At 43.4% G+C, this 21,513-nt stretch carries 22 protein-coding genes and 1 pseudogene; 21 read left to right on the plus strand and 2 right to left on the minus strand.

Annotated features, from left to right (window positions below):
• The first annotated feature begins 2 nt into the window (after positions 1 to 2).
• The 10 genes and pseudogenes from MKY14_RS02645 (at position 3) to MKY14_RS02690 (ending at position 11,430) form a co-directional block, all read left to right on the plus strand.
• Positions 3 to 3,344 (plus strand): non-ribosomal peptide synthetase, encoded by a 3,342-nt coding sequence (locus tag MKY14_RS02645; RefSeq protein WP_076189798.1) that lies wholly within the window; start codon positions 3 to 5, stop codon positions 3,342 to 3,344.
• An 18-nt stretch (positions 3,345 to 3,362) separates the two neighbouring features.
• The gene (locus MKY14_RS02650; protein WP_175617289.1) at positions 3,363 to 3,623 is read left to right on the plus strand and encodes an acyl carrier protein; all 261 of its coding nucleotides are present in this window, start codon (positions 3,363 to 3,365) and stop codon (positions 3,621 to 3,623) included.
• Entirely contained in the window at positions 3,616 to 4,623 is a 1,008-nt protein-coding gene (locus MKY14_RS02655) for a hypothetical protein (RefSeq protein ID WP_340975720.1), read from the plus strand. The genes MKY14_RS02650 and MKY14_RS02655 overlap by 8 nt, the downstream gene beginning before the upstream one ends.
• Complete coding sequence (locus tag MKY14_RS02660) at positions 4,620 to 5,792, plus strand: NAD(P)/FAD-dependent oxidoreductase (RefSeq protein ID WP_076129943.1); 1,173 nt, start codon at positions 4,620 to 4,622, stop codon at positions 5,790 to 5,792. Before MKY14_RS02655 ends, MKY14_RS02660 begins: the two co-directional genes overlap by 4 nt.
• Positions 5,793 to 5,813: 21 nt before the next feature.
• The gene (locus MKY14_RS02665; RefSeq protein WP_036685943.1) at positions 5,814 to 6,557 is read left to right on the plus strand and encodes a hypothetical protein; all 744 of its coding nucleotides are present in this window, start codon (positions 5,814 to 5,816) and stop codon (positions 6,555 to 6,557) included.
• 18 nt (positions 6,558 to 6,575) lie between these two features.
• Positions 6,576 to 8,000, plus strand: a complete 1,425-nt coding sequence (locus MKY14_RS02670; RefSeq protein ID WP_076129944.1) for a B12-binding domain-containing radical SAM protein — start codon at positions 6,576 to 6,578, stop codon at positions 7,998 to 8,000.
• 56 nt (positions 8,001 to 8,056) lie between these two features.
• Positions 8,057 to 8,647 (plus strand): annotated as a pseudogene (locus MKY14_RS02675) (4'-phosphopantetheinyl transferase family protein); the annotation flags it as partial.
• Positions 8,648 to 9,024: 377 nt separating this feature from the next.
• Complete coding sequence (locus MKY14_RS02680; protein WP_340975722.1) at positions 9,025 to 9,852, plus strand: HEAT repeat domain-containing protein; 828 nt, start codon at positions 9,025 to 9,027, stop codon at positions 9,850 to 9,852.
• 455 nt (positions 9,853 to 10,307) lie between these two features.
• On the plus strand, positions 10,308 to 10,730 hold the full coding sequence (locus tag MKY14_RS02685) for an Rrf2 family transcriptional regulator (protein ID WP_076100677.1): 423 nt from the start codon (positions 10,308 to 10,310) through the stop codon (positions 10,728 to 10,730).
• Between the two features lie 175 nt (positions 10,731 to 10,905).
• The gene (locus MKY14_RS02690; protein ID WP_076129947.1) at positions 10,906 to 11,430 is read left to right on the plus strand and encodes a hypothetical protein; all 525 of its coding nucleotides are present in this window, start codon (positions 10,906 to 10,908) and stop codon (positions 11,428 to 11,430) included.
• Between the two features lie 6 nt (positions 11,431 to 11,436).
• Here the strand turns inward: MKY14_RS02690 and MKY14_RS02695 are convergent, their stop codons facing one another.
• On the minus strand, positions 11,437 to 11,760 hold the full coding sequence (locus MKY14_RS02695) for a hypothetical protein (RefSeq protein ID WP_340975725.1): 324 nt from the start codon (positions 11,758 to 11,760) through the stop codon (positions 11,437 to 11,439).
• A gap of 267 nt (positions 11,761 to 12,027) precedes the next feature.
• On the opposite strand from MKY14_RS02695, the gene MKY14_RS02700 reads away from it, so the two are divergent.
• From MKY14_RS02700 to MKY14_RS02740, 9 genes are all read left to right on the plus strand, one after another.
• On the plus strand, positions 12,028 to 12,762 hold the full coding sequence (locus MKY14_RS02700) for a metallophosphoesterase family protein (RefSeq protein WP_076309930.1): 735 nt from the start codon (positions 12,028 to 12,030) through the stop codon (positions 12,760 to 12,762).
• Positions 12,763 to 12,843: 81 nt separating this feature from the next.
• On the plus strand, positions 12,844 to 13,446 hold the full coding sequence (locus tag MKY14_RS02705; RefSeq protein WP_051491425.1) for a GNAT family N-acetyltransferase: 603 nt from the start codon (positions 12,844 to 12,846) through the stop codon (positions 13,444 to 13,446).
• Positions 13,447 to 13,451: 5 nt separating this feature from the next.
• Entirely contained in the window at positions 13,452 to 14,210 is a 759-nt protein-coding gene (locus MKY14_RS02710) for a Type 1 glutamine amidotransferase-like domain-containing protein (protein ID WP_340975727.1), read from the plus strand.
• Entirely contained in the window at positions 14,207 to 14,758 is a 552-nt protein-coding gene (locus MKY14_RS02715; protein ID WP_076129949.1) for a GNAT family N-acetyltransferase, read from the plus strand. The genes MKY14_RS02710 and MKY14_RS02715 overlap by 4 nt, the downstream gene beginning before the upstream one ends.
• Before the next feature lie 36 nt (positions 14,759 to 14,794).
• Complete coding sequence (locus tag MKY14_RS02720; RefSeq protein ID WP_076218945.1) at positions 14,795 to 15,139, plus strand: low molecular weight protein tyrosine phosphatase family protein; 345 nt, start codon at positions 14,795 to 14,797, stop codon at positions 15,137 to 15,139.
• Between the two features lie 68 nt (positions 15,140 to 15,207).
• Entirely contained in the window at positions 15,208 to 15,489 is a 282-nt protein-coding gene (locus MKY14_RS02725) for a GNAT family N-acetyltransferase (protein ID WP_256715847.1), read from the plus strand.
• A 154-nt stretch (positions 15,490 to 15,643) separates the two neighbouring features.
• Positions 15,644 to 16,510, plus strand: coding sequence for a VOC family protein (locus MKY14_RS02730; protein WP_340975731.1), 867 nt, complete (start codon positions 15,644 to 15,646; stop codon positions 16,508 to 16,510).
• A gap of 67 nt (positions 16,511 to 16,577) precedes the next feature.
• Entirely contained in the window at positions 16,578 to 17,471 is an 894-nt protein-coding gene (locus MKY14_RS02735) for a beta-1,6-N-acetylglucosaminyltransferase (protein ID WP_340975734.1), read from the plus strand.
• A gap of 18 nt (positions 17,472 to 17,489) precedes the next feature.
• Positions 17,490 to 18,125 (plus strand): NAD(P)-dependent oxidoreductase, encoded by a 636-nt coding sequence (locus tag MKY14_RS02740; RefSeq protein WP_340975736.1) that lies wholly within the window; start codon positions 17,490 to 17,492, stop codon positions 18,123 to 18,125.
• Positions 18,126 to 18,202: 77 nt separating this feature from the next.
• Here the strand turns inward: MKY14_RS02740 and MKY14_RS02745 are convergent, their stop codons facing one another.
• Positions 18,203 to 18,964 (minus strand): MBL fold metallo-hydrolase, encoded by a 762-nt coding sequence (locus MKY14_RS02745; RefSeq protein WP_339281982.1) that lies wholly within the window; start codon positions 18,962 to 18,964, stop codon positions 18,203 to 18,205.
• 249 nt (positions 18,965 to 19,213) lie between these two features.
• Here MKY14_RS02745 and MKY14_RS02750 point away from each other — a divergent pair, with 249 nt between their 5' ends.
• Positions 19,214 to 21,232, plus strand: a complete 2,019-nt coding sequence (locus MKY14_RS02750; protein ID WP_076129954.1) for a Na+/H+ antiporter — start codon at positions 19,214 to 19,216, stop codon at positions 21,230 to 21,232.
• 2 nt (positions 21,233 to 21,234) lie between these two features.
• A complete protein-coding gene (locus tag MKY14_RS02755) occupies positions 21,235 to 21,495 on the plus strand; it encodes a GNAT family N-acetyltransferase (protein ID WP_340975739.1) in 261 nt (86 codons plus the stop codon).
• The last annotated feature ends 18 nt before the right edge of the window (positions 21,496 to 21,513 follow it).

The raw sequence follows: 21,513 nt of genomic DNA on the forward strand, positions 1-21,513 counted from the left end.
GTATGACTCGAGGTTTATCAAATTGGGAAGCGCTGCTGCAGGCCGAGCGAATGCATAGAAGTCTCCCTCCTATCCGTGCTGATTCCGATTTAACTGATATTCCGCTGAGCGGTGCTCAGCGCAGATTATGGTTTTTGCATCAATTGAACCCTACCAGCTCCGCTTACAATATGACGATACAATACCGCTTGAAGGGTTGTCTGAATTATAAACACTTGACTGAATGTCTGGGTATCTTGAAGGAAAGGCATCGAATTTTAGACACTGTATTTTACGAAAAAGACGGGGAACCTTACCAAAAGACGGTTCCACAGCCCGCAACGGTCAGGATTGAGCGTCTGGATTGTCTTGAGTCAGAGATGGAGAAACAGGCGCTGGATTGGTTGGTAATGGAGATTAATAAACCGTTCGAATTAAATGGAGGCTCTTTATTTGAGGCGGTACTGGTGCAGATGAGCCCAACCGAGCATTTACTGATATTTCGTTTCCATCACAGCATTTCAGATGCGTTGTCTCTGGATATTTTTACAAATGAATTCAGGGAGATCTACAACGCTTTGGAAGAAGGCAGGGTGGCACGCTTGCCTGAATTGCCGGTACAGTATTCTGCTTATGCGGTCTGGGAACAAAAATATATTGCAAATGCCGGCAATTCAACACTAATGGATTATTGGAGCAACAAGTTAGCTTCGGCAGATACGCGGCTTGATTTAAATCTTGCGGCAATGCCTGAAGCTGCTGGACCAACCGATTCGGAGTGCAATTATGGGGGAGAGTTGCCGCAGGATGCCTATAATGAAATGCTGGATTTTATAAAACGTCACCCCGAATTCACGGTCTATAACGTTATGCTGGCAGCCTACCGGGTCCTGATGTTTAGATACACCGGTCAGTCTAACCTGATTATCGGCTCAACCATGGCTAACCGTAACCGCATTGAAGTAAGGAATCTTATCGGTTTTTTTGCCAATACGTTGCCACTCACCACCAATGTGCAGACTGAAGACAGCTTCTTTGAAGTTTTGAATAAAGAGAAAGAAACAATTAATGAGGGCATTGCCTATCAACAAGTCTCTTTCGACAAGCTGGTCAGTATTATGCATCCAGATCGCAGGCCAGGGGAAAATCCGCTGTTTCAAACGATGTTTACTTATGTGCAGAGCGGCAAAACGGATTTGGAGTTATCCAACCTAACTGTTGAAGCGTTAAAGGCAGATAAAAGCTCTTCGGCCTTTGACCTGACGATTGGGCTTAATGATACCGGAAGCGGAGTGCAATTATTTTACGAATACAACAATGATAAATGGTACGCGGCCTCATTGAGGCAATTCCATTACCACTACATTAACATTCTCCAGCAGCTGCTGCAGCGACCGGAGGCTACGGTTAGCAGCCACATGTTTTTGACCGCGGAAGAAATCAATAAAGTGATCTACGAATGGAATGATACTTGTACCGATTTCGGCTGTCTGGACAGCCGAAGGTTCATAAGCCAGATCAAAAAACAAGCTGAGAAGCATAGTCATCTGCGGGCTGTATTTTTGAGCGAAGAAGACAACATGAGTTATGAGGAGCTTGATCTGGCCTCAGATATGCTTGCTTCGAGGCTGATGCAATTGGGGATCGGGCGTGGCAGCCTTGTTGGATTGGGCTTGGAGAGATCTGTTGAGCTAGTCACCTCAATTCTGGCGGTAATTAAATGCGGCGGGGCATTTATGCCGCTTGATCCACAGCTGCCCTCCAAACGTCTGGCCCATATGATTTGTGAGTCGTCGTGTGCACTGATCATCACCCAGGAACAATATGCGGCTCTGTTTAAACCGATGCATAAGGTGGTCCTCGTCGGGATTAGCTCTTATTCAGCTGACTTAAGGTGTGAAATTGTGCACAATGAGCCGGCCGAGCCCAGCGATTTAGCCTATGTTATCTATACTTCCGGTTCAACCGGAACCCCGAAGGGCGCGATGAACAGCTATGAGGGATTATACAACCGGCTTCTTTGGATGCAGCGGCAGTTTGGTTTGGATGAGACCGATAAAGTGCTGCAGAAGACACCGCTCACTTTTGATGTGGCAGTATGGGAGCTGCTGTGGCCATTACTGCATGGAGCGGAATTGGTATTAGCCCGACCGGATAAACCGCATGATCCCGAATATATTGGGAATGTGATTGTCGAAAGGCATATTACGACCATTCATTTTGTTCCGGCCATACTGCAGCAGTTTATGGACTCCGTTCCAATAGAAAACTGCATTTCACTTAAAAATGTCATTTGCAGTGGAGAAGAGCTGAGTACCACATTACGTGATTCTTTTTTCTCTAAATCCGCTGCGCGTTTGTTCAACTTGTACGGGCCCGCTGAGGCAGCCATTGATGTAACCTGCTGGGACTGTGCGGAAGGCCGAGGCCATTCAAGTGTTCCGATCGGCAAACCGATTTCCAATCTCCGAATTTACATTCTGGATAAGTATCTTCTGCCGGTTCCCGTTGGGGTTTACGGAGAAATATGTATTGGCGGAATAGGAGTGGGCCTAGGATACATCGGAAATGAAGAGCTGACTAACCGCAGTTTTGTACCCAATCCTTACTCCAGACATCCTGCTGCTGAACGTCTGTACCGCACAGGAGACATGGGCAAATTCCTCGAAGACGGCACGATTATTTATGGGGGAAGAACAGATCAACAAATCAAGCTCAACGGTGCGCGGATAGAACTGGGTGAAATCGAGGCCGTATTTCGCCGTTACAACCGGATCAAAGAGATTCTTGTCCATCCGCTGAAGCAGAATAACGGGGGGCAGCTTATGATTGCCTATTATGTGAGCGATGAAGAGATTGCTGCTGCGGAGCTGCGAAACTATGCGAGAGCGTATTTGCCGGCCTATATGATTCCTGGCATCTTTATGAAACTTGAGAGATTTCCGTTAAATCGAAATGGCAAGGTTGATCGCCAGGCGCTTCCGCTGCCTGATGTGAGATTTAAAGAAGTGAGCAGCGCTCTACTTCCTAAAAATGAGTTTCAGGCAGAGATAGAATCTATCTGGCAAGAGTTGTTGAGTTTGGAGGGCCGTGCGATCGGCGTTTCCGAGAATTTTTTTGATCTGGGCGGCCATTCGTTATTAGCTCTAAAGCTAGTTAGTATTGTCAACAAAAGATTCAATACAAACATAACCATTATGGAGTTGTACCTAGGCGAATTTACGATTGCAAGAATGGCGGACATGCTGTCTGAACCGTCCTCAGCTGCAGCCCAAGGACAGCTGACGAAATCAGTGTTATCTCAATTAGGAATGTCATTGGAAGAAATTTTGCAAGTAGGCGAAGGAACATTAGGCCAGAGATAAATGATGGACAGGGAGGATATGATGGACCAAATACAACAGCGGGTGGAGGTATTGCTGCGCCTATTTGTAAAGTGTGATATTTCCTTGGAGCCCGAAAGTGCGTTCACAGATCTGGAAATGGATTCGCTTACTTACATCAAATTTATTGTTGAAGTTGAGCGGGCGTTGCAATTGGACTTTGATCCTTACCTTTTGGTAGCAGGACATTTTCCTACGGTTGGAGATTTAACGGCATATCTCTGGAGTAAAAATGGTGAAGGATGTGCCACAGATGCCTAACCTGCCGATCAAGTACCCTATGGTGAACAGCAGCATGAACAGTTCTCATCTGCTCAGTGTAGTGGAAGTCTGCTCTTGTAAGATGGATTGGCTGCATAACCATTATATTCATTTATATCTTGGAGCGAATATGGATGTGATGGATCTTGAATTTCTGTCACCCGAGCAATCTTTGGGGCATTTCCCCTATCTGAATTTTAAAGAGATCAGGCTTGGTCCTGAACGTGTTGCTGTAAAACAGATCTTGGATTGTCTTGCCGAGAAGGAGTATGTCGAAGTAAGCTTGGATGAATTTTATATAGAAGGTAAGCACTATTTTAATAAGGTTCATTTCGAAAGGAATTTTATGATTTACGGCTATGATGATCTTAGTCATACATTTAGTATTGCTGGCTCGGATTACGATAAAATCTTCGAGTTTCATGAGCTTCCCGCCGATCAGATCATATCATCGCTGCGCGCTCATGCATTCGAGCGGCATTCGATTCGCTCTGTCCGGCTAAATGAAGCTGATAAGATGCATTTTGAGCCAACTACACTGATCGCAAGCCTAGGGGATTATTACTATTCACGCCAGCCGAAAACCATGGTAACCTGCCCGGAAACAGATGGAGGTTCGTGTTGGGGGATGAAGGTGTATGGGGCGCTGCTAGACTATTTAGATAGGTTGGCGCGTAACGAAATTTTCTATTGTGTTCGTCCGTTTCATTTACTCTGGGAGCACAAAAAATGCATGGTTAACAGGCTTGGATATTTGTCTCAATGTGGATATAACCTTTCTGATTTCATTATGAAAGGCTATGAGGATATATACGAAACCACTCTTATTCTCAGAAACATTTTGGTGAAATATCATCTTGAGCCTGACCTTAACCTGTTGCGGATCGCTGCACGCACAGTGGAGAGTATCGATGAGCAAGAGCGCGCGCTTCTGTCAGCGCTTTTGAAAGAGTTTAGTACTGTAATCAGCAAAATAGAAGAAAAGGAGAATTCTCGGTGATACCCGATAAATGTGAAGTTGTTATTATTGGATCTGGAGCAGTCGGGGCATGTACAGCCTACTATTTAGCCAAAAAAGGGATAACCGATGTGGTAGTGCTTGAGAAAAGCGGAAGTTTAGGCGGAGCAACCACATCTATCTGCGCAGGCGGGATGCGAAGTCAGTTTACAACGGAGATAAATATTGAATTGTCCAAGTTAAGTTTTCGATTGCTGGAGCAGCTTGATTCGTATAACCTTGTTCAGGATGAAATGGACCAGTGCGGATATATGTTTATTTTCACGGCACAAGATAATCTTTCCGAGTTTTATGATGCGATGCTTTTGCAGCAAAGGTTGGGTGTGCAAACGGAATGGATGGAGCCTAAGCAGATTCAAAAGAAGCTGCCGATGCTGGTTCTCGAGGATGTAGCCGGTGCAACTTACAATAAGCAGGATGGATTGATCGACCCCAATAAGATTACAAACGCGTATATTCGGCTCTCCAGAGAGCTGGGTGTCAAATATTATCCTGGAGTCGCTGTAACGGACTTTATTACTGACGGTTCCGCGATACAGCAAGTGGTAACGTCAGAAGGAGCGATAACTTCGCGAGTTGTTGTAAATGCTACAGGCCCCTGGTCCAAATTTGTGGCTGCTAAAGCCGGAATTGAGTTGCCGGTAATCCCCTGCCATCAGCAGTTGTTGGTTACAGATGTGCTCCCATGGCTGCCCGCCGATTTTCCCGTTATTGTGTTCCCCGGGGAAGGTCTAGGCTTACATAAGGAGACAGGCGGTCTGTTAACGGGCTTGAATAAGCCCTTTGTTGCAGGGGTATGCGAAGATCCGGATTACAACTACTCAGACCCGGAATGGGAATATAAACATCTGGAAGCTGCTCTTCGTCGACTGCCTCGTCTCCAGGAAGCAACCATCAAATCCTGCTGGGGAGGGTATTATGATGACACGCTGGACTCCCATCCGGTGCTGGGCGCTGATAACAAAATCCAGGGGTTTTACCATGCGTCAGGATTCAGCGGACATGGTTTTATGCACAGCCCGGCCGCCGGACTCCTAATCAGTGAAGAAATAGCCGGGAATTCCGCACAAACATTAGACATATCATCATTGCGGTCCAATCGCTGGCTAACTGCAGCAGGCAGAAAAATTAATGAATACTACAAGATTTAGAAGTATAGGAGGTTTATTGAAATGGAGAACTCTAAGAACCAAATGTTAAAGCTTATAGATAATATGCTAAACGCAAATGTGCTTCAGCGGACGGATCTCAAACGGTTTACCGCAAACCTTGAGCATTCACCGGATGATCCCGAAATGCTGCGTCTGGAGCTTGAATCCTGGTATCGTGGGATGGGGGTAGATCAGATCATTGGCAGAAAATTCGAACTATCGCCTTGTCCTTTTACAAGCGAAGAGATTCGTTCATCGAGAGAAAATGGAGAAATTATTTTGTGCTTTCCCAAGGGAATTACACGGGAACAGATTGGTGAGCTTACAAGAATTTCAAGCTGGGCCTTAAAAGATCCACTTGTGACAGCCGCAACGGAGCAGGAAGATTGCTGGATTCGCACATCGGCTGCGCTGTCGCCTTCATTAATGAAACACACAGGGCTAGAGGTTGCACACTTGGTGGAAGACAGCGGGGATCTTAACTTTAGTTTGGAAAGGTATCTTCTGTTCGTGGCTAGAGTGAGATTTTTGACAGGTAATACCCCGGATTCGGAATACTGGATTTGGCTTCCAAGAGGGAGATACGACCGTTCGGGAATGTTAATTGCCGGTTTTGACCGAAATGGCTGCTTTAATGTGCATGGCTGGATGCCCCAATTCTCTGCCAGTTTTTTGGGTGCCAGATTTGGAACACTTCCCGGTTCCGCTGCCAAAGTCGGTTCTTCCATCGTCTCAGATTCAGACCTCAGTTTCACTAAAATTTAACAATGGAGGCCGAAATCAATGGCAGATCGTCAGAGTAAAAGAGTAGCCTGTGTTATTCCCCCGTTTTACCGGCTTATTGAGTCGAAAAACAATAGGATCAGTCCTGCTATGCATTACATAGCGGAGATATTGCATCGTAGGGGTCATGCAGTCACGTTAATTAATGGCGATAATGCTCCAGATGATCATGATTATACAGAGCGGTACAGTATGACTATGAACAGCTGGCTTATGCAGGAACGCTGTACTCGGGGGCATGAAAGCTTTGATATGGTCATAAATGAGCTAGAATGCTTTCAGCCTGATTATGTGTTTATTGGTGTTGGCGATGTTCTGATGCCTACTGTCGAGCTTGGAAGTACTCAGTCCTGTGCATACCTTGCAAAAGAGATAAAGAAGAGATGGGGAGATAAGGTTACCTGTATTGGTTATGGACATTTGCTTAAACATGCCAAGCTGAAGGATACGGCTGATTTGGATACGATCATTGTTGGAGAAGGTGAGGACCTTGCGGTTTCTGTAGTAGAGGAGAATGCAAGGGGAATGCTGCCTGTTAAATGGGCCCAGCAATTAAACGATCTTCCGATATTGACAGATTCATATTTAGCGCAGAAAAATAAGCCGGAAGACTGGGACTACATTATGTCTATGCGCGGGTGCCCCAAACGCTGTACATTCTGTTATCAGCCCTCGCTGCGTGGCTGCAATGTCTCCTTTATGTCTCCCGAACGTTTTGTTAGCGAAATCCGCTACCGCATTGAACATATGCATGTATTTGGATTTTATTTCTCAGATATGATCTTTCTGCCGGGCTTAGGCAAACGCACTTCAGAAATGCTTAGATTGCTGATTGAACTAAAAGAGGAGTACTCTGAGTTTCACTGGTGGGCAGAGGCGCGCGTGGACATCTGTGTGAGACAGAATATCCTTGATAAGATGAAGCAGTCGGGGTGCGTGCATTTGAAATTTGGTGTAGAAATGGCCAATCAAAGTATGCTGCAAGTGGTGAATAAAGGAATTAGATTGACGGAAGTCGAGGAAGCTTTCCGCATGGCAGCGGAGGCGGGAATCAAACGGACAGCCTATATTTTGCTGGGATGCCCTGGATTCAATGACCAAGATTATATAGAGATGTTACCTTTTTTTAAAGCCTTAAAGGCTGATAATTATGTGATAAATATTAATGTTCCTTATGTTGGCACACAGCTATATGAACAGGTGAAGGAACAGCTTTTTGATTTTGGAATTTATAAAGATGGTGAAGAAAGTTACATGCATACTTCCTTGGTGATGCAAAAATTCTGGGGAATTTCTGATGAAACACGGGATAGTTTTTTTGCACTTCAAGGTGAGAAAGATGATGCAAAAGTAAGGAATTATAAGCGGAAAATTGTAGAGAAGGATGCTTTTATAGAGAATGACGTGTTGTCCTTTCATGAATAGGATCCGCAAGTACTTATGAGCTGAAGGAGTAGCGATGAGCGATGGAGATTTTCGGGGTGAAGGTGGCTGAGCTAATATCTGAACCTGCGTTAGAAACATTAATGTGGCGCATCCCCCAACAAAAGAGAGAGCGGCTTAAACGCTTTAAAAGAGTGGAAGCGTTACAGCATTCTCTTATTGCTGAATTGCTGGTTCGTGTAAGCTTAAATAAACGGTTAAAAGTGAACAACCGCGATCTCGAGTTTGTTACAAATGTCTACGGAAAACCCTCCCTAAAAAAAAGGGAGGGTACTGTAGAGTTTAATATTTCGCATTCAGGAGAATGGGTGGTTTGCGCATTGGATGAATTGCCGATCGGTATTGACATTGAGCAGATTCAGCAAGCCGATCTTAATATTGCTAAGCGTTTTTTTTCGCAAGATGAATATGTCCAATTGACGGAATGTGAAGAGATGGGCCGGATGAGTCTGTTCTTTGACCTTTGGACACTTAAAGAAAGCTATATCAAAGCGATAGGGAAGGGATTATCTCTTCCATTGAACTCGTTTTCGTTTCGTTTAAACAACGGAATTCAATTGGAGAACGATGACACAATCGGATTGTATCACTTTAAGCAGTATCATATTGATGAGAAATATAAATTAGCCGTATGTGCGCAAAACCCTTTATTTCCCGGGGAGGTTTCAGTGGTAAACCAATGCCAATTTCACCAGGATTGCATGCAACTATTGGATGCTTTTTAACGATCTAAGCCTAGGTGATATTGAACTTGTTACAGAGAAGCGGCTTATCTACAGATAAGTTGCTTTTTGTCTTGCACGTTTTCGCTTTATCTAGATTTGAAGTTTTCTGCCAAGGTGTTAATATTCCCTCATCGGTTATATGCATAAGTCATTGATGTGATGTAAAATGTCCATGAGTGATTAATGCTGGAGATTTGATCAAATATTGATGGAACAGGAAACTCGCATATGCGATGCAAGGAATCGTTCGAATCTGAAGATAACTATCGGAGGGACCAGAGATGGCTGAGCAAAAGATGATTGAAGTGCCGTTTCAGCAATGGGTAAACGATAAGGAGCTGTGGGTACAGCTTAATGATTTGATGATGCAGGAGAGTAAACTCCCAGGACCACGAGTGAATTTGGAGCTCTCAGACCATTTTGCCAAACAATTCGCTCATCCTAATCTAACAGATACAGGCTGGGAGCTGCTCGTCTCTTGGACTGACATTAGTGAAGCTGAAGCTGGGGTGAATGATCCCCGTGAGTTTCTGCCGTTTTGTGCAGTTAGGGCGTTGGGTGCTTATTACAGTTACGCTGGAGAAGAGCAGCAAGTAGTGATTCAAAACATCATCAAGACAGCTATGAATGATTCGCGATGGAGGGTGCGTGAAGCGTCTGCTATGGCGCTGCAAAGTATAGGGGAGGATGATTTCACCCTGCTCAGGCAGCTGATTGACATGTGGGAGAAGGGTGCGAACAGGCTTGAGCAACGGGCTTTTGTAGCGGCATTAGCGCATCCTCCTCTTTTAAAAAAGAAAGAAAATACGCTATATTGTCTTCAGATGGCTGCCGGAATCATGGAGAGTATAGATGGTGGGGGAGCGCAACATGAGGACGCTGAGCATTTTCGTGTATTATCTAAGGGACTTGAATACAGCTTGAGTGTATTTGTGGCGAATGAGCCTGAAGAAGGCTTTGTTATGCTGGAGAGATTTGCAAAGAGCCGAGATGCCCGAATCCTTAAGATTGTGAAGAGTAATCTTGGCAAATCGCGTCTGAGTAAAAAATATGCTGCCCAGGTGGCTGAGATCCTAAAGGAATTCGATAAGATAGGAAAAGATACTTAGGATACGAGTGCCATTTGGCAGTTGTATTTAATCATTTTTTTTGTTTTTACTTATATTAGAATTAACAATTAAAGAAACAAAGAGAATTAATATAATCAAAGAAAACCACTCTATGGATTGTTCGAATATTAAACTGTAGGTTATATTAATAAATTCAAAGACAGCTATTATTATTAAAAATATGTCCCAACGATCTTTTTTCATTAAAATGCACCAACCTATCTATATTTAATCATTTCAAAAGTATTGCTCTATTTACTGTAAAAGTAAATGCAGTTCTTGAATTCTTGATGTTGGATTCAATAATATGTGTCATATTGAGGAATAATCTATATGGAAGATATTGATAGATTATAAGTTGTTCATATCCTCAAAAGTTTGACAAATGCATGAAATGTAACTATTATAGTTGCATCTGAAGGATGTTTTGCAGCAAGGCAGAAGGAGAGATTTCCATGAATATTAGCACCCGATTTGCGGTAGCCATTCATATATTAACGTTGATTGACAGCAATAAAGAAGGCAAAAGCACGTCGGAGTGGATAGCTGGTAGCGTAAACACAAACCCTGTAGTTATCCGTCGGCTTACGAGTATGCTGCAAAAAGCAGGACTAGTAAATGCACGCCCCGGAGTCGCAGGCGCTTCGCTTACACGTAGCGCATCCGAGATTACGCTGCTGCAGATTTATAAGGCAGTTAATGCGGTGGAAGAGGACTCGTTGTTTTCTGTACATGAGCATCCTAATCCAGATTGTCCTGTTGGCAAGAATATAGCCAGTGCAATTGTACCTGTGTTCTCACTCGCCCAAAAAGCAATGGAGAATGTTCTCCAGGAGGTTACATTGGAACAGATTGTGAATGAAATGCCAGAACTATGATTCCTCCATATCACAGCTTAGAAGAAAGGCCAGAACATGTGAAAACGTGATTCTGGTCTTTTTTGGCTTAATTAGGTTTAGGGTCAAAGAAGGGAAGTGAGAGAGAATATAGAATCTGTATTTAGAAGCCGGATTAAAGATAATATACATACATACATTGAGGGAGAGCTAAAGAATGTTAAAGAAATTACTGCCTATACTACTAATTATAGTAATGATTACCGGATGTAATGAATCAAAGGATACCACTAAATACGAGGATACTAATTTTGGAATCACCTTTAACTATCCGGATGATTGGGTTGTAACTGAGAAGTATGGAGCGCCATTATGGTTGATAGTCTCTACGACTGATTATAAACCTGCTGAGGGACTTAAAGGTCCGGGAGTAATGCTCTTTGGATTTAAGCCTAAGGACATGGAGCTTGTCAACAAATGGCTCGAGGATGCCCAAACGAATTACAACAACGGGGCGGAGCTGACAAAAAGTAAAGCTAGTTTAGGCGGGTTAGAGTCCATAAAGTACGAAACTGAAGTATTCGAAGAGGAAGGGAGTAAAGGAAAAGCTATCTATTACGTTATTGAGGAACCGGAAATGTCATTTATGGTGCAGTTCCCTTATAGTGTGGATGAAGTACATAAAGAAGATATGAAGAGGATAGAGGATATTTTACAATCCATAAAGTTTACAAAAGATTAAGTGTGACTAGAACGAGGTAGCTGGAATGGTGGAATGTACGGTATAAATGCCGTTGAAATGTGCTGAAGTGGCTGAAATGATGAAATGTACGGTATAAATACCGTTGAAATGGGCTGAGGTAGCTGGAATGGTGAAATGTACGGTATAAATGCCGTTGAAATGTGCTGAAGTGGCTGGAATGATGAAATGTACGGTATAAATGCCGTTGAAATGTGCTGAAGTGGCTGAAATGGTGAAATGTACGGTATAAATGCCGTTGAAATGGGCTGAAGTAGCTGGAATGGTAAAATGTACGGTATAAACGCCTCGGATTTGGCTGAAATCATCCAAAGTAGCAAAAAGAGAAGCAAAAATGTCCTATAAATGAGCAACAGTCGCAGAATGAGCGAAAAGAAAGGCAAAAATGCCTTATAAATGAGCAACAGCCGCTGAAAGTGTGAAAAGAAAGGCAAAAATGCCTTATAAATGAGCAACAGTCGCAGAATGAGCGAAAAGAAAGGCAAAATGCCCTATAAACGAGCAACAGCCGCTGATGCAGTACAATTAGTTTTAGGATAAGTAATTTTTTTAAAGATCAATATATACGGAGGTTCTACAGTGGAGCAAATTGCAATAATCTCAGACATTCATGGAAATATACCAGCCCTTACGGCCGTTTTAGATGACATCCAGCAGCGGGGAATCAGCAGAGTCTTTTGTTTAGGCGATATTGTTGGAAAAGGACCGGACTCAGACCTAGCCGTTGATATCATAAAAAAGAATTGTGAAATCAGTGTTATGGGGAACTGGGATGATTTAATGAATCAGGATGTTGATTTTGAGATGGCTCGGTGGTGCCGCGGGTTGTTAGGTCAAGAGCGCCTAGCTTATTTAAGCACGTTGCCGTTTTCGATTGAGTTTATGTTGAGTGGTAAATTTGTGCGATTATTTCATGCTTCGCCACGAAGCCTGTATGAACGTGTTCAACCTTGGGATGATTATGAAAAGCGATTATCTTTGTTTGATTATTCTGATCTCTGCCAGGAAAAACGACAAGCGGATATCGTAGGTTATGGGGATATTCATAATGCTTTTATTCAACATCTAGAAGGTAAGACCTTATTTAACGTAGGCAGTGTGGGGAATCCGCTTGATCTAACCCAGGCATCTTATGTGATTATGGAGGGAGAATACATGGGAGTGTCAGCAGCTCCTTTGAATATGCAATTTGTAAGAGTGCCTTATGACATCGAGTTAGCTGTTCAACAGGCCGTTGAGGCAGATATGCCAGCTGCAGAGCCTTATATTCGTGAGCTTAGAACCGCGCAGTACAGGGGAAGTGTCCGGGGATAATAAAGGAAAGGATAATAAAGGAAACAAAAAGTCAAACTGCAACCCTGATCCAAGCCATCAAAAAGTAATGGAGGGAACAAATTGAAGCTTAGTCACGTATTTGAGCAATTCCCTACTTTGGAATCCGAGCAATTATTACTGAAAAAGATTGAAGTCAGCAACCTTAATGAGGTATTTGGGATATATAGCAATGATCAAGTGTTTGAGTACTGTGGAATTATTCCGAAACATAATAAAGATACAGTCAAGAATATGATCGGTCATTTCGAACGTGATTTTACCAAAGGGGTAAGAGTGAAATGGGGGATTTTCCTCAAAAATAACCCTTACATATTGCTAGGTATCATCGAAGTTATGGATTTTAATCAAAAGGTGGATATGGTGACGATCGGTTACTTTTTGGCGGAACCTTATTGGGGAAAAGGAATTGCAGCTCAGGCCATTCAGTTAGTGGTGAAATATTTATTTGAGACTGCAGAAGTCAATCGAATTCAAGCTGAGGTTATGCCCTTTAATGAACGATCGAAGCGGGTGCTTTTGAAAAATGGCTTTACGAAAGAAGGCACGTTAAGGCAGGCGCATGTATGGTCAGGTAAAGGGCTGGTGGATCTGGAGATCTACAGCATTTTGGCAGAGGAATATTTTGCAAGCATCGGTAAGCCAAGAGTGAGCAATAGGATGTAATCCTAGTGAAAGAAGGGGAAATCATGGGCACTATCGTAGTGATTGGCGGGGGAGAGTTAATCGAGCTTGAAACGCTGGAAATTGATCGTAAAGTTGTGCAGCTAACTCAAAAGGCTAAGCCGAAGGCGTTATTTATTCCAACAGCCAGTAGTGATGTGCCGGGATATTGTGATACTTTTAGCAAAGTATATGGCGATATTCTTGGATGTGAAACAAGTCACTTATTGCTTGTGAGCCAAACCTACACTCATGATGAGATTACAGATTTAATTACAGCTGCTGATTTGATTTATGTTGGTGGAGGCAATACCCGAAAGATGCTGGAGATTTGGAAAAATACAGGGGTAGATACGCTTTTGAAAGAAGCTTATTCCTCTGGAACCGTATTGGCCGGGCTTAGCGCAGGTTCCATCTGTTGGTTTGAATATGGGCATAGTGACTCTGAGGCGTTCGACGATCAGGGGGAATGGCAGTATATCAAGCTTGAAGCCATGGGGATTCTGCCGGGCATTCATTGTCCGCATTATAATGAGGATATTCGGGTTGAAGATTTTACACGCATGGTTAAAGGTGGAGGTTTGCCTGGAATCGCGGTGGATAACAATTGTGCAATCATCTATAAAGATAAGGAATATAAAGTGATGTCGACCAGAGAAGAAGCTAAGGCCTACCGTGTGATTGACTCCGAGCAAGGTGTTGTCGTAACGGAAATAGAAGAACATCCAAGCTACAGACCACTTCATGAACTGTATGGTGCGTTATGATTATTTTTGAAAAGCAAGAGATCAGACTGAGAACACTTGAGCTAAACGATGCCGCATTACTTGTAAAATGGCTTTCAGATCCCGTTGTACTGGAGTTCTATGAAGGTCGTGATCGCCCGCATGATTTGGAGCTGGTGAAGGAGCATTTTTACGACGAGCAAGCCGAAGTTACGCGGTGTATTGTGCAATACAAGGAGCGGGATATAGGTTATCTCCAGTTCTATCTTATAGATGATGAAGAATTAGAGGTGTACGGCTACGTGGGATTCGAAGGTCAAATCTTTGGGATGGACCAGTTTATTGGCGAGCCTGATTTATGGAATCAAGGAATGGGTTCGCGACTCATTAAAGAAACGGTTAATTATCTTATCGAAGCAAAACAGGCTGAAAAAATTGTCATGGACCCGCAAGCCTGGAATAAAAGAGCCCTTAGAGTATACGAAAAGATTGGCTTTGTGAAAAAGAAATACCTTGAACAGCACGAACAACATGAAGGAGAGCTAAGAGATTGTTGGTTGATTGAATACACGAAGCAGGCGAGACAATAAATATCTTTTTAACAATCGGATAAGGAAGGTGCACTTATTAAACTCCTGTTTGTCTGCAGCCAGAATCGCTGGCGGAGTCTAACTGCGGAGAAGATCTTTCAAGGAATTGATGGTCATGAAGTGAGATCAGCAGGGACTGAAGATCATGCCAGAATTAAAATTTCTGAAGGGCATTTGGGTTGGGCGGATGTGATTTTTGTGATGGAGAAGAAACATGTTCGAAGAATTCAAGATAAATTTAGAGACTGTGTAAGGGGCAAAAAAATAATTTGCCTGAACATAGCTGATGACTATAAGTATATGGATGAAGACTTGATCGGCCTTTTGGAATCCAGTGTATCCGAATATTTACTGGAATGGAGCAACAAAAATGAGAATTAGAGCAGAAACTGTGGCAGACTATAATGAAGTATTTCAAGTGAATGTTAAGGCTTTTGGTGATCGGGAAGATGAAGCGCAGTTGGTCGAAAACATTCGTTCAGAAGCAAGGAATCGGCAAGGCGCTGATCCAAGAAGGGTTAGAAAGATGTAGAACGCTCGGATATGAGCTTGTCTTTTTGATCGGGCATCCCGAATATTATCCAAGATTCGGATTTCAACCCGCAGGGCTACATGGGCTGGAGTTGAAACAATTCGCGGTACCGGAGAATGTCTTTATGGTCTGTGAGCTGAAGGAAGGCGTACTGCAGAGGATTAAGGGAGAGTTGAAATACCCGGAAACCTTTTTTTGAATTACTTATTATATGTTCCTGTGAATCATGTTTGGCTGTGCACCAGTCGACATGATTTTTTTATAGGTAATTGACAAACATATAGAAGGTAACTATACTAAAGATAGTTAATTTGTAACTAAAACAGTTACAGCATGATTGGGAGGAATTTATAATGACGACTAAAACAATACTTCAACCAGACACTCAGATCGGTCTGGTGCAGATTAGAGTAAGCAATTTGGAGCGTTCGCTCACCTTTTATCAGAATGTTGTGGGGTTAAGAGTTTTGCGGCAGACTGGCCGCGAAGTTGAAATGACCGCTGACGGTCAGAATGTGTTATTGATTTTGCGGGAGATTGAAAATGCGCGGGTGATCCGTCCTAATTCTGTGGCTGGGTTGTATCATTTTGCTATCCTTGTTCCAGATCGTCCTAGCCTTGGATTGGTTGTGCGCAATTTGATCTCTTCGGGGATTGAAGTGGGGCAGGGGGATCATCTGGTCAGTGAAGCGTTGTATATTCAGGATCCAGATAATAATGGGATTGAAATCTATCGAGATCGTCCTAAGAGTGAATGGAAATATGATGCGGAAGGGCATGTAATGATGTCCACTGATCCAGTGGATGTAGATGGACTATTGGCGGCTTCTGAAGGTTTATCATGGAACGGGCTGCCAGCGGGAACAGTGATTGGGCATGTACACTTTCATGTGGGGAATTTAAATAAGGCGAAAGCCTTCTACGTCGATTTGCTTGGTTTTGAACTAACAGCTAATTATGGAAGTGCTGCTATGTTTATCTCTGCTGGTGGCTATCATCACCATATCGGGCTGAATGTTTGGGCCGGACAGGGCGCACCTGCGGCTCCAGCTGATACTGTAGGGATTGATTATTTTACCTTAATTCTTACGAATGAAGAGGAACGCAACGCTGTGGTGGAGCGAGTTCGGCAGGCTGGTTACGCAGTTACAGAAGTGAATGGAACTCCTACATTCCAAGATCCATGGAACATTGGAATCAGACTTGTTTTAGAGAGATAATTATATATCCATTTTCGTCCATTTATTTTATAATATTGGAAATAGATGGGCGGAAGGGTGAAGTTTGTTGGAAGCATTCAAAATGGCGTATATCATTCTTTGTCATAAGAATCCGGAGCAGATCAATTTGCTAATCGATAGTTTAACTAACGAGTCCGTAGAGTTTTTCCTTCATGTCGATCAGAAAAGTAATATTGAAGCTGATATTATTCATCGTAACGATATTCATTTTGTGGAAAAGCCTATTGATGTGCAGTGGGGGCATTACAGCCAGATTGAATGCATTTTGAAGTGCTTTTCGCTGATCAAAGAACATGGGGATTTCAATTATATCCACATCCTAAGCGGTCAGGATCTGCCTCTGGCTTCAAATGAAGTGATTCTGGATTTCTTTAAGGGGAATGAAGGTAAGGAATTTGTGAAGTATTTGCAGCTGCCCAATGCTGCGGAAACTTGGGGATGTTACGAGCGGGTCTCAGTTTATTATCCTAGATTCCTCATCTCAAGGACCCGGCGTATGACAGCGATCCGAATGAGGTACATTAAACTAATTATGAGCGTTTCGTTTCTGCAAAGAAGATTAAGCGCTCTGCCGAACGGTTTATATAAAGGCTCAAACTGGATGTCTATTACAGGTGGATGTATGGAATATATCTTGGATTTTACAAAAAGCTCTCCGGAATACGTCAGATTTTTTAGGAACACTTTATGTGGAGATGAAATCTTTTTCCATACGATAATTTTGAATAGTGTTTATAAGATGCATGTGCTGAATGAAATTAAGCGGTATACAGATTGGGAAACAGGACCGGATTATCCTAGAACGCTAACGATTGAAGACTATGATCGGATCACTCAACGGGGCACGGAATGCTTTTGGGGGAGAAAATTTGATCTCGATATCGATAGAACCATCGTTCAGGAGCTCCTTGATATAAATATTAAAGCGAAAACATCGTAAACTCAGGAGGACAATCATATGAAAATCGCAGTTGTTGGAGCAAGTGGAAAAGCTGGAAGCCGAATTACGCAGGAAGCGTTGGATAGAGGTCATGAAGTTACAGCGATTGTGCGGGATGCATCTAAAGTAACAAATAGTAAAGCGAATATCGTTGAAAAGGATGTATTTGCACTTACCGCTGAAGATTTGCAGGGGTTCGATGTGGTTGTGAATGCTTTTGGTGCGCCGTTTGGACAAGAACATCTGCATGTGGATGCCGGGAATGTGCTTATTGAAGCGTTGAAGGCTTCGCCCGATACAAGATTAATTGTAGTTGGGGGTGCAGGAAGTCTTTATGTAGATGAAGCCAAAACGCTTAAAGTAGTGGATACGAATGATTTTCCTGACTTTATTAAGCCAACAGCGACGAATCAAGCCAAGAATCTGGAGATTCTGCAAGGGACAGATGCACTCTCTTGGACCTTTGTTAGCCCATCTGCTAATTTTGCCATCGGCACAAGAACGGGTTCTTATGTAAAAGGTAAGGATAATCTTCTGGTGAACTCCAAAGGTGAGAGTTATGTCAGCTACGAAGATTATGCCGTTGCTATTGTCGATGAAATCGAACAGCCGCAGCATATTCGTGAACGGTTTACGGTGGGTTCAGAGTCTTAAGTGATAATGAAGAATAACGATTATATATAACAAGAGAAGGCAGAGCCGGATTTCAGGCTCTGTCTTCTTTTGTATCATTACAGCTTTCCTTTTCCTTCTGCTAGTTCAGCAATACGTCTGTTTGCATCTCCGCGGTAGAGTCCGCCATGATAACAAATGACCGTATCGATCTCATACTCAGAGAACTTGTTCAGAGAGGCCAAAGCCAGCTCCATGTCAGGGGTGGCGGAAGGAGTGGGACCCTGTAGCTCGCCATCCTGAACGGTCAAGGCATCGGCGGCAATAAGTGTACGGCTATCATGATGGTAAAGACTGAGATGCCCTGGGCTATGGCCAGGGGTATGGATCACCGTAATTCCACCGGCAAAAGGTAACTTTTCTCCATCCACAAGCGTTTGATCCACTTTTCCTTTAGGAGGATGGGCTAATACAGAGAGGAAGGCACGCCGCCATTCCTCAGGTACATGAGCTGGGATCATAGCCGCTGCCGCCGCTAAAGCTTCAGGAGTGTGCTTAAGGAGCATTCGCTCTCCTTGAATATAAGGCTGCTCAATTTCATGAGCCAGAACAGTAAGCTCTAGATCTTCATCAGCCAATAGGGCAGGGAGGCAACCGATATGGTCTAAATCCTGATGCGTGATAATAAGGATACGGAGCTTCTCCCAAGGCACATGCGCTTCTTTTAGAGCCTCTTTGAAAGTAGAGAGTAGACCCGGGAATCCGGTATCGACGAGTACGGCGGCATGTTCATCCCAGAGTAGCGTGGGGTAAATCGTGTCTTTTCCACCCATAACCTGCGTTGTAATCTCGAGCATTTCTATTCCTTGAGCAATGTACATTATATCCCTCCGTGATTGATAATAAGAGCGACGCCGTGAGGCTAATGCATATATTACTCAAAACTGAAAATAAACACAATAGGTAAATATTTAATTATAACACAAATAAATATTTATGTCAATATGTATCTGATGGAATTTTTGTGGAATTTGTAGGGGATTTAATGTTAAGAATCTTTTGCTAGATTTTGCCCTTGCCTAAAGCTTTGCGATATAATAATCAAATATAAAAAAGGGAGTTGATGTGGTTTGGAGACATTTCTAGTTGTACTCGTCCTACTTGGGCTTATCGCAATATCCAACATCATAAACCGATTCATTCCCTTCGTGCCGATACCCTTAATACAAATTGGCTTGGGTGTAGTGGTCGTACTATTGCCTTTGGGAATACATATGTCACTGGAGCCAGAGTTGTTTTTCGTGTTATTTATTGCGCCGCTTTTGTTTAATGACGGAAAGCGAACACCGAGAAATGAGTTATGGAACCTGCGGGCTCCAATCTTAATGCTGGCACTAGGCTTGGTATTTGCTACAGTGCTTATCGCTGGATATTCCATTAACTGGATGATCCCCACCATTCCACTCGCAGCTGCTTTTGCGCTGGCAGCGATCTTATCGCCGACAGATGCTGTGGCGGTAAGCGCAATCGCTGGGAGAGTACATCTTCCCAAGAGTATTCATCGTATTCTAGAGGGCGAATCATTGATGAATGATGCCTCTGGCCTTGTTGCGTTTAACTTCGCTATTGCAGCAGCTGTTACAGGCATATTTTCTTTGCCGAAAGCCTCCATTAGCTTTGTGATTATCGCTTTAGGTGGGCTAATTGTCGGAGCAATACTCGCGTTCCTCCTGATTCGGTTCAGTGTATTTATCCGCAGACTGGGGATGGAGGACATCACAGTACATGTGCTGCTGCAAATCCTGACTCCTTTCATTGTGTATCTGATCAGTGAAGAAATAGGGGTATCCGGCATTTTAGCTGTGGTTGCAGCGGGGATAATTCATGCGGTCGAGAAGGACCGTGCGGTCTCGCCACAGTATAAGCTACAGCTGGTATCCGCCAGCACATGGTCTGTGCTGCTCTACATCTTGAATGGCTTGGTCTTCCTTATTCTCGGATTGTCGATTCCAGATGTTATTGAAGTGATCTACCGGGATACAGCGGTGGACAATCTTATGGTGATTGGTTATGTATTAGCGATAACGTTACTGCTTTTTGTGCTGCGTTTTATATGGGTATATGTATTTTCCCTGGCTGGCGCCGGCCTGCAAAAAATGGAAAAATCGTCTATAAAGTCCATGCTAATCCTGACCATTTCAGGGGTGCGAGGCGCGGTTACTTTAGCCGGTGCCTTTTCGATTCCTTTTGTGTTAGGAGATGGCTCACCTTTTCCTGAACGTGATCTAATTATCTTTATCGCTGCGGGTGTGATTCTGATGTCGCTGCTGATCGCTAGTATCTTTTTACCAATTCTCGCAGGTAAAGAAGAGCCGGTTGCCGAACCAGGGGACACTGAGGTTGAACAGGCGGCCAAATCTAAGGTCGTTGCTGCCGGGATAACGCTGCTTCAAAGTATGATGACGGAGGAGAGCAAGGATTCCGCACAGCCAGCTTTGAGTGAATTCAGAGAAAAGGTTTATAGTCTGAACCGCGAGGATCAAGCGAACGATCCGGCATTTGAGGAACTCCGTCGGCTTGGGGTTGAAGCAAGGATAGTGGGCTTGCATGCTGAACGCAAAGAGCTGACCCGATTGCTTACTAACAATGAGATTCCTGCCTCAGTGGCTCAGAAAATGGAAGAATTCTTGGATCATAGTGAAGTTTTCTTAGCCAGAAGTCTCAACTCTCAAATTAGATTATCCCTTACAGAGATTAGAAGGCTATTTGCGGGGATGTTCTCAGGACAAAACGAACGGGAAGCTAGCCAGCAAATGCTGCAACAGGCTGAATGTGCAAGAAAAGCTAAGGTTTCTATGTCCCGCGCAGCAATAGCTGCTGTTAATGCAAGTATGAATGAGAACAACCGAAAAGCAGTAGAGAAGGTTGCATGCAGTTATGAGCAACTAATCTCACGCTTCGAGCAGGGTCAAGGTTGGACAAAGGATGGTCTCGTTGATGATCAAAAGCTTGAATTGAAACTGAAAGCTATTCAGGAGCAACGGGATAAGGTGCAGCAAATGTACCAGGATGGAACTATTAACCGCAAGCTAGCCGGTAAATTACGCAAGTTCGTCGATCATTTGGAAACATCCATTTGGGAGGATTAGCTGTGTTGAACAAAGTAGTGGGAGAAAGTTTGTTATTCACTGAAATTCGCGAAGAGCATCTGTCGGATGTACTCGATATTTATAACTATTACGTGCTGAACACTACGGTTTCTTTTCATACCGAGCCTTTAAGTTTGGACGAAATGCGGCAATCAGTGATGAATGATGATCCGCGGTTCAAATCATACGTTATATTATCCTGGGATAATGTTATTCAGGGCTATGTTCTGATTGCTAGACATAAGAGTAAGCCGGGCTTATGATAGCTCTGGGGAGATCAG

This window comes from Paenibacillus sp. FSL R5-0887 (assembly GCF_038002305.1).
Classification (GTDB): Bacteria; Bacillota; Bacilli; order Paenibacillales; family Paenibacillaceae; genus Paenibacillus_AQ; species Paenibacillus_AQ odorifer.

What these genes read in the sequence shown, in the direction of transcription:
- MKY14_RS02645 (WP_076189798.1), top strand. Translation starts at nt 3, where the DNA reads ATGACTCGAGGTTTATCAAATTGGGAAGCGCTGCTGCAGGCCGAGCGA.
- MKY14_RS02650 (WP_175617289.1), top strand. Translation starts at nt 3,363, where the DNA reads ATGATGGACCAAATACAACAGCGGGTGGAGGTATTGCTGCGCCTATTT.
- MKY14_RS02655 (WP_340975720.1), top strand. Translation starts at nt 3,616, where the DNA reads ATGCCTAACCTGCCGATCAAGTACCCTATGGTGAACAGCAGCATGAAC.
- MKY14_RS02665 (WP_036685943.1), top strand. Translation starts at nt 5,814, where the DNA reads ATGGAGAACTCTAAGAACCAAATGTTAAAGCTTATAGATAATATGCTA.
- MKY14_RS02670 (WP_076129944.1), top strand. Translation starts at nt 6,576, where the DNA reads ATGGCAGATCGTCAGAGTAAAAGAGTAGCCTGTGTTATTCCCCCGTTT.
- MKY14_RS02680 (WP_340975722.1), top strand. Translation starts at nt 9,025, where the DNA reads ATGGCTGAGCAAAAGATGATTGAAGTGCCGTTTCAGCAATGGGTAAAC.
- MKY14_RS02685 (WP_076100677.1), top strand. Translation starts at nt 10,308, where the DNA reads ATGAATATTAGCACCCGATTTGCGGTAGCCATTCATATATTAACGTTG.
- MKY14_RS02690 (WP_076129947.1), top strand. Translation starts at nt 10,906, where the DNA reads ATGTTAAAGAAATTACTGCCTATACTACTAATTATAGTAATGATTACC.
- MKY14_RS02715 (WP_076129949.1), top strand. Translation starts at nt 14,207, where the DNA reads ATGATTATTTTTGAAAAGCAAGAGATCAGACTGAGAACACTTGAGCTA.
- MKY14_RS02725 (WP_256715847.1), top strand. Translation starts at nt 15,208, where the DNA reads ATGAAGCGCAGTTGGTCGAAAACATTCGTTCAGAAGCAAGGAATCGGC.
- MKY14_RS02730 (WP_340975731.1), top strand. Translation starts at nt 15,644, where the DNA reads ATGACGACTAAAACAATACTTCAACCAGACACTCAGATCGGTCTGGTG.
- MKY14_RS02740 (WP_340975736.1), top strand. Translation starts at nt 17,490, where the DNA reads ATGAAAATCGCAGTTGTTGGAGCAAGTGGAAAAGCTGGAAGCCGAATT.
- MKY14_RS02745 (WP_339281982.1), bottom strand. Translation starts at nt 18,964, where the DNA reads ATGTACATTGCTCAAGGAATAGAAATGCTCGAGATTACAACGCAGGTT.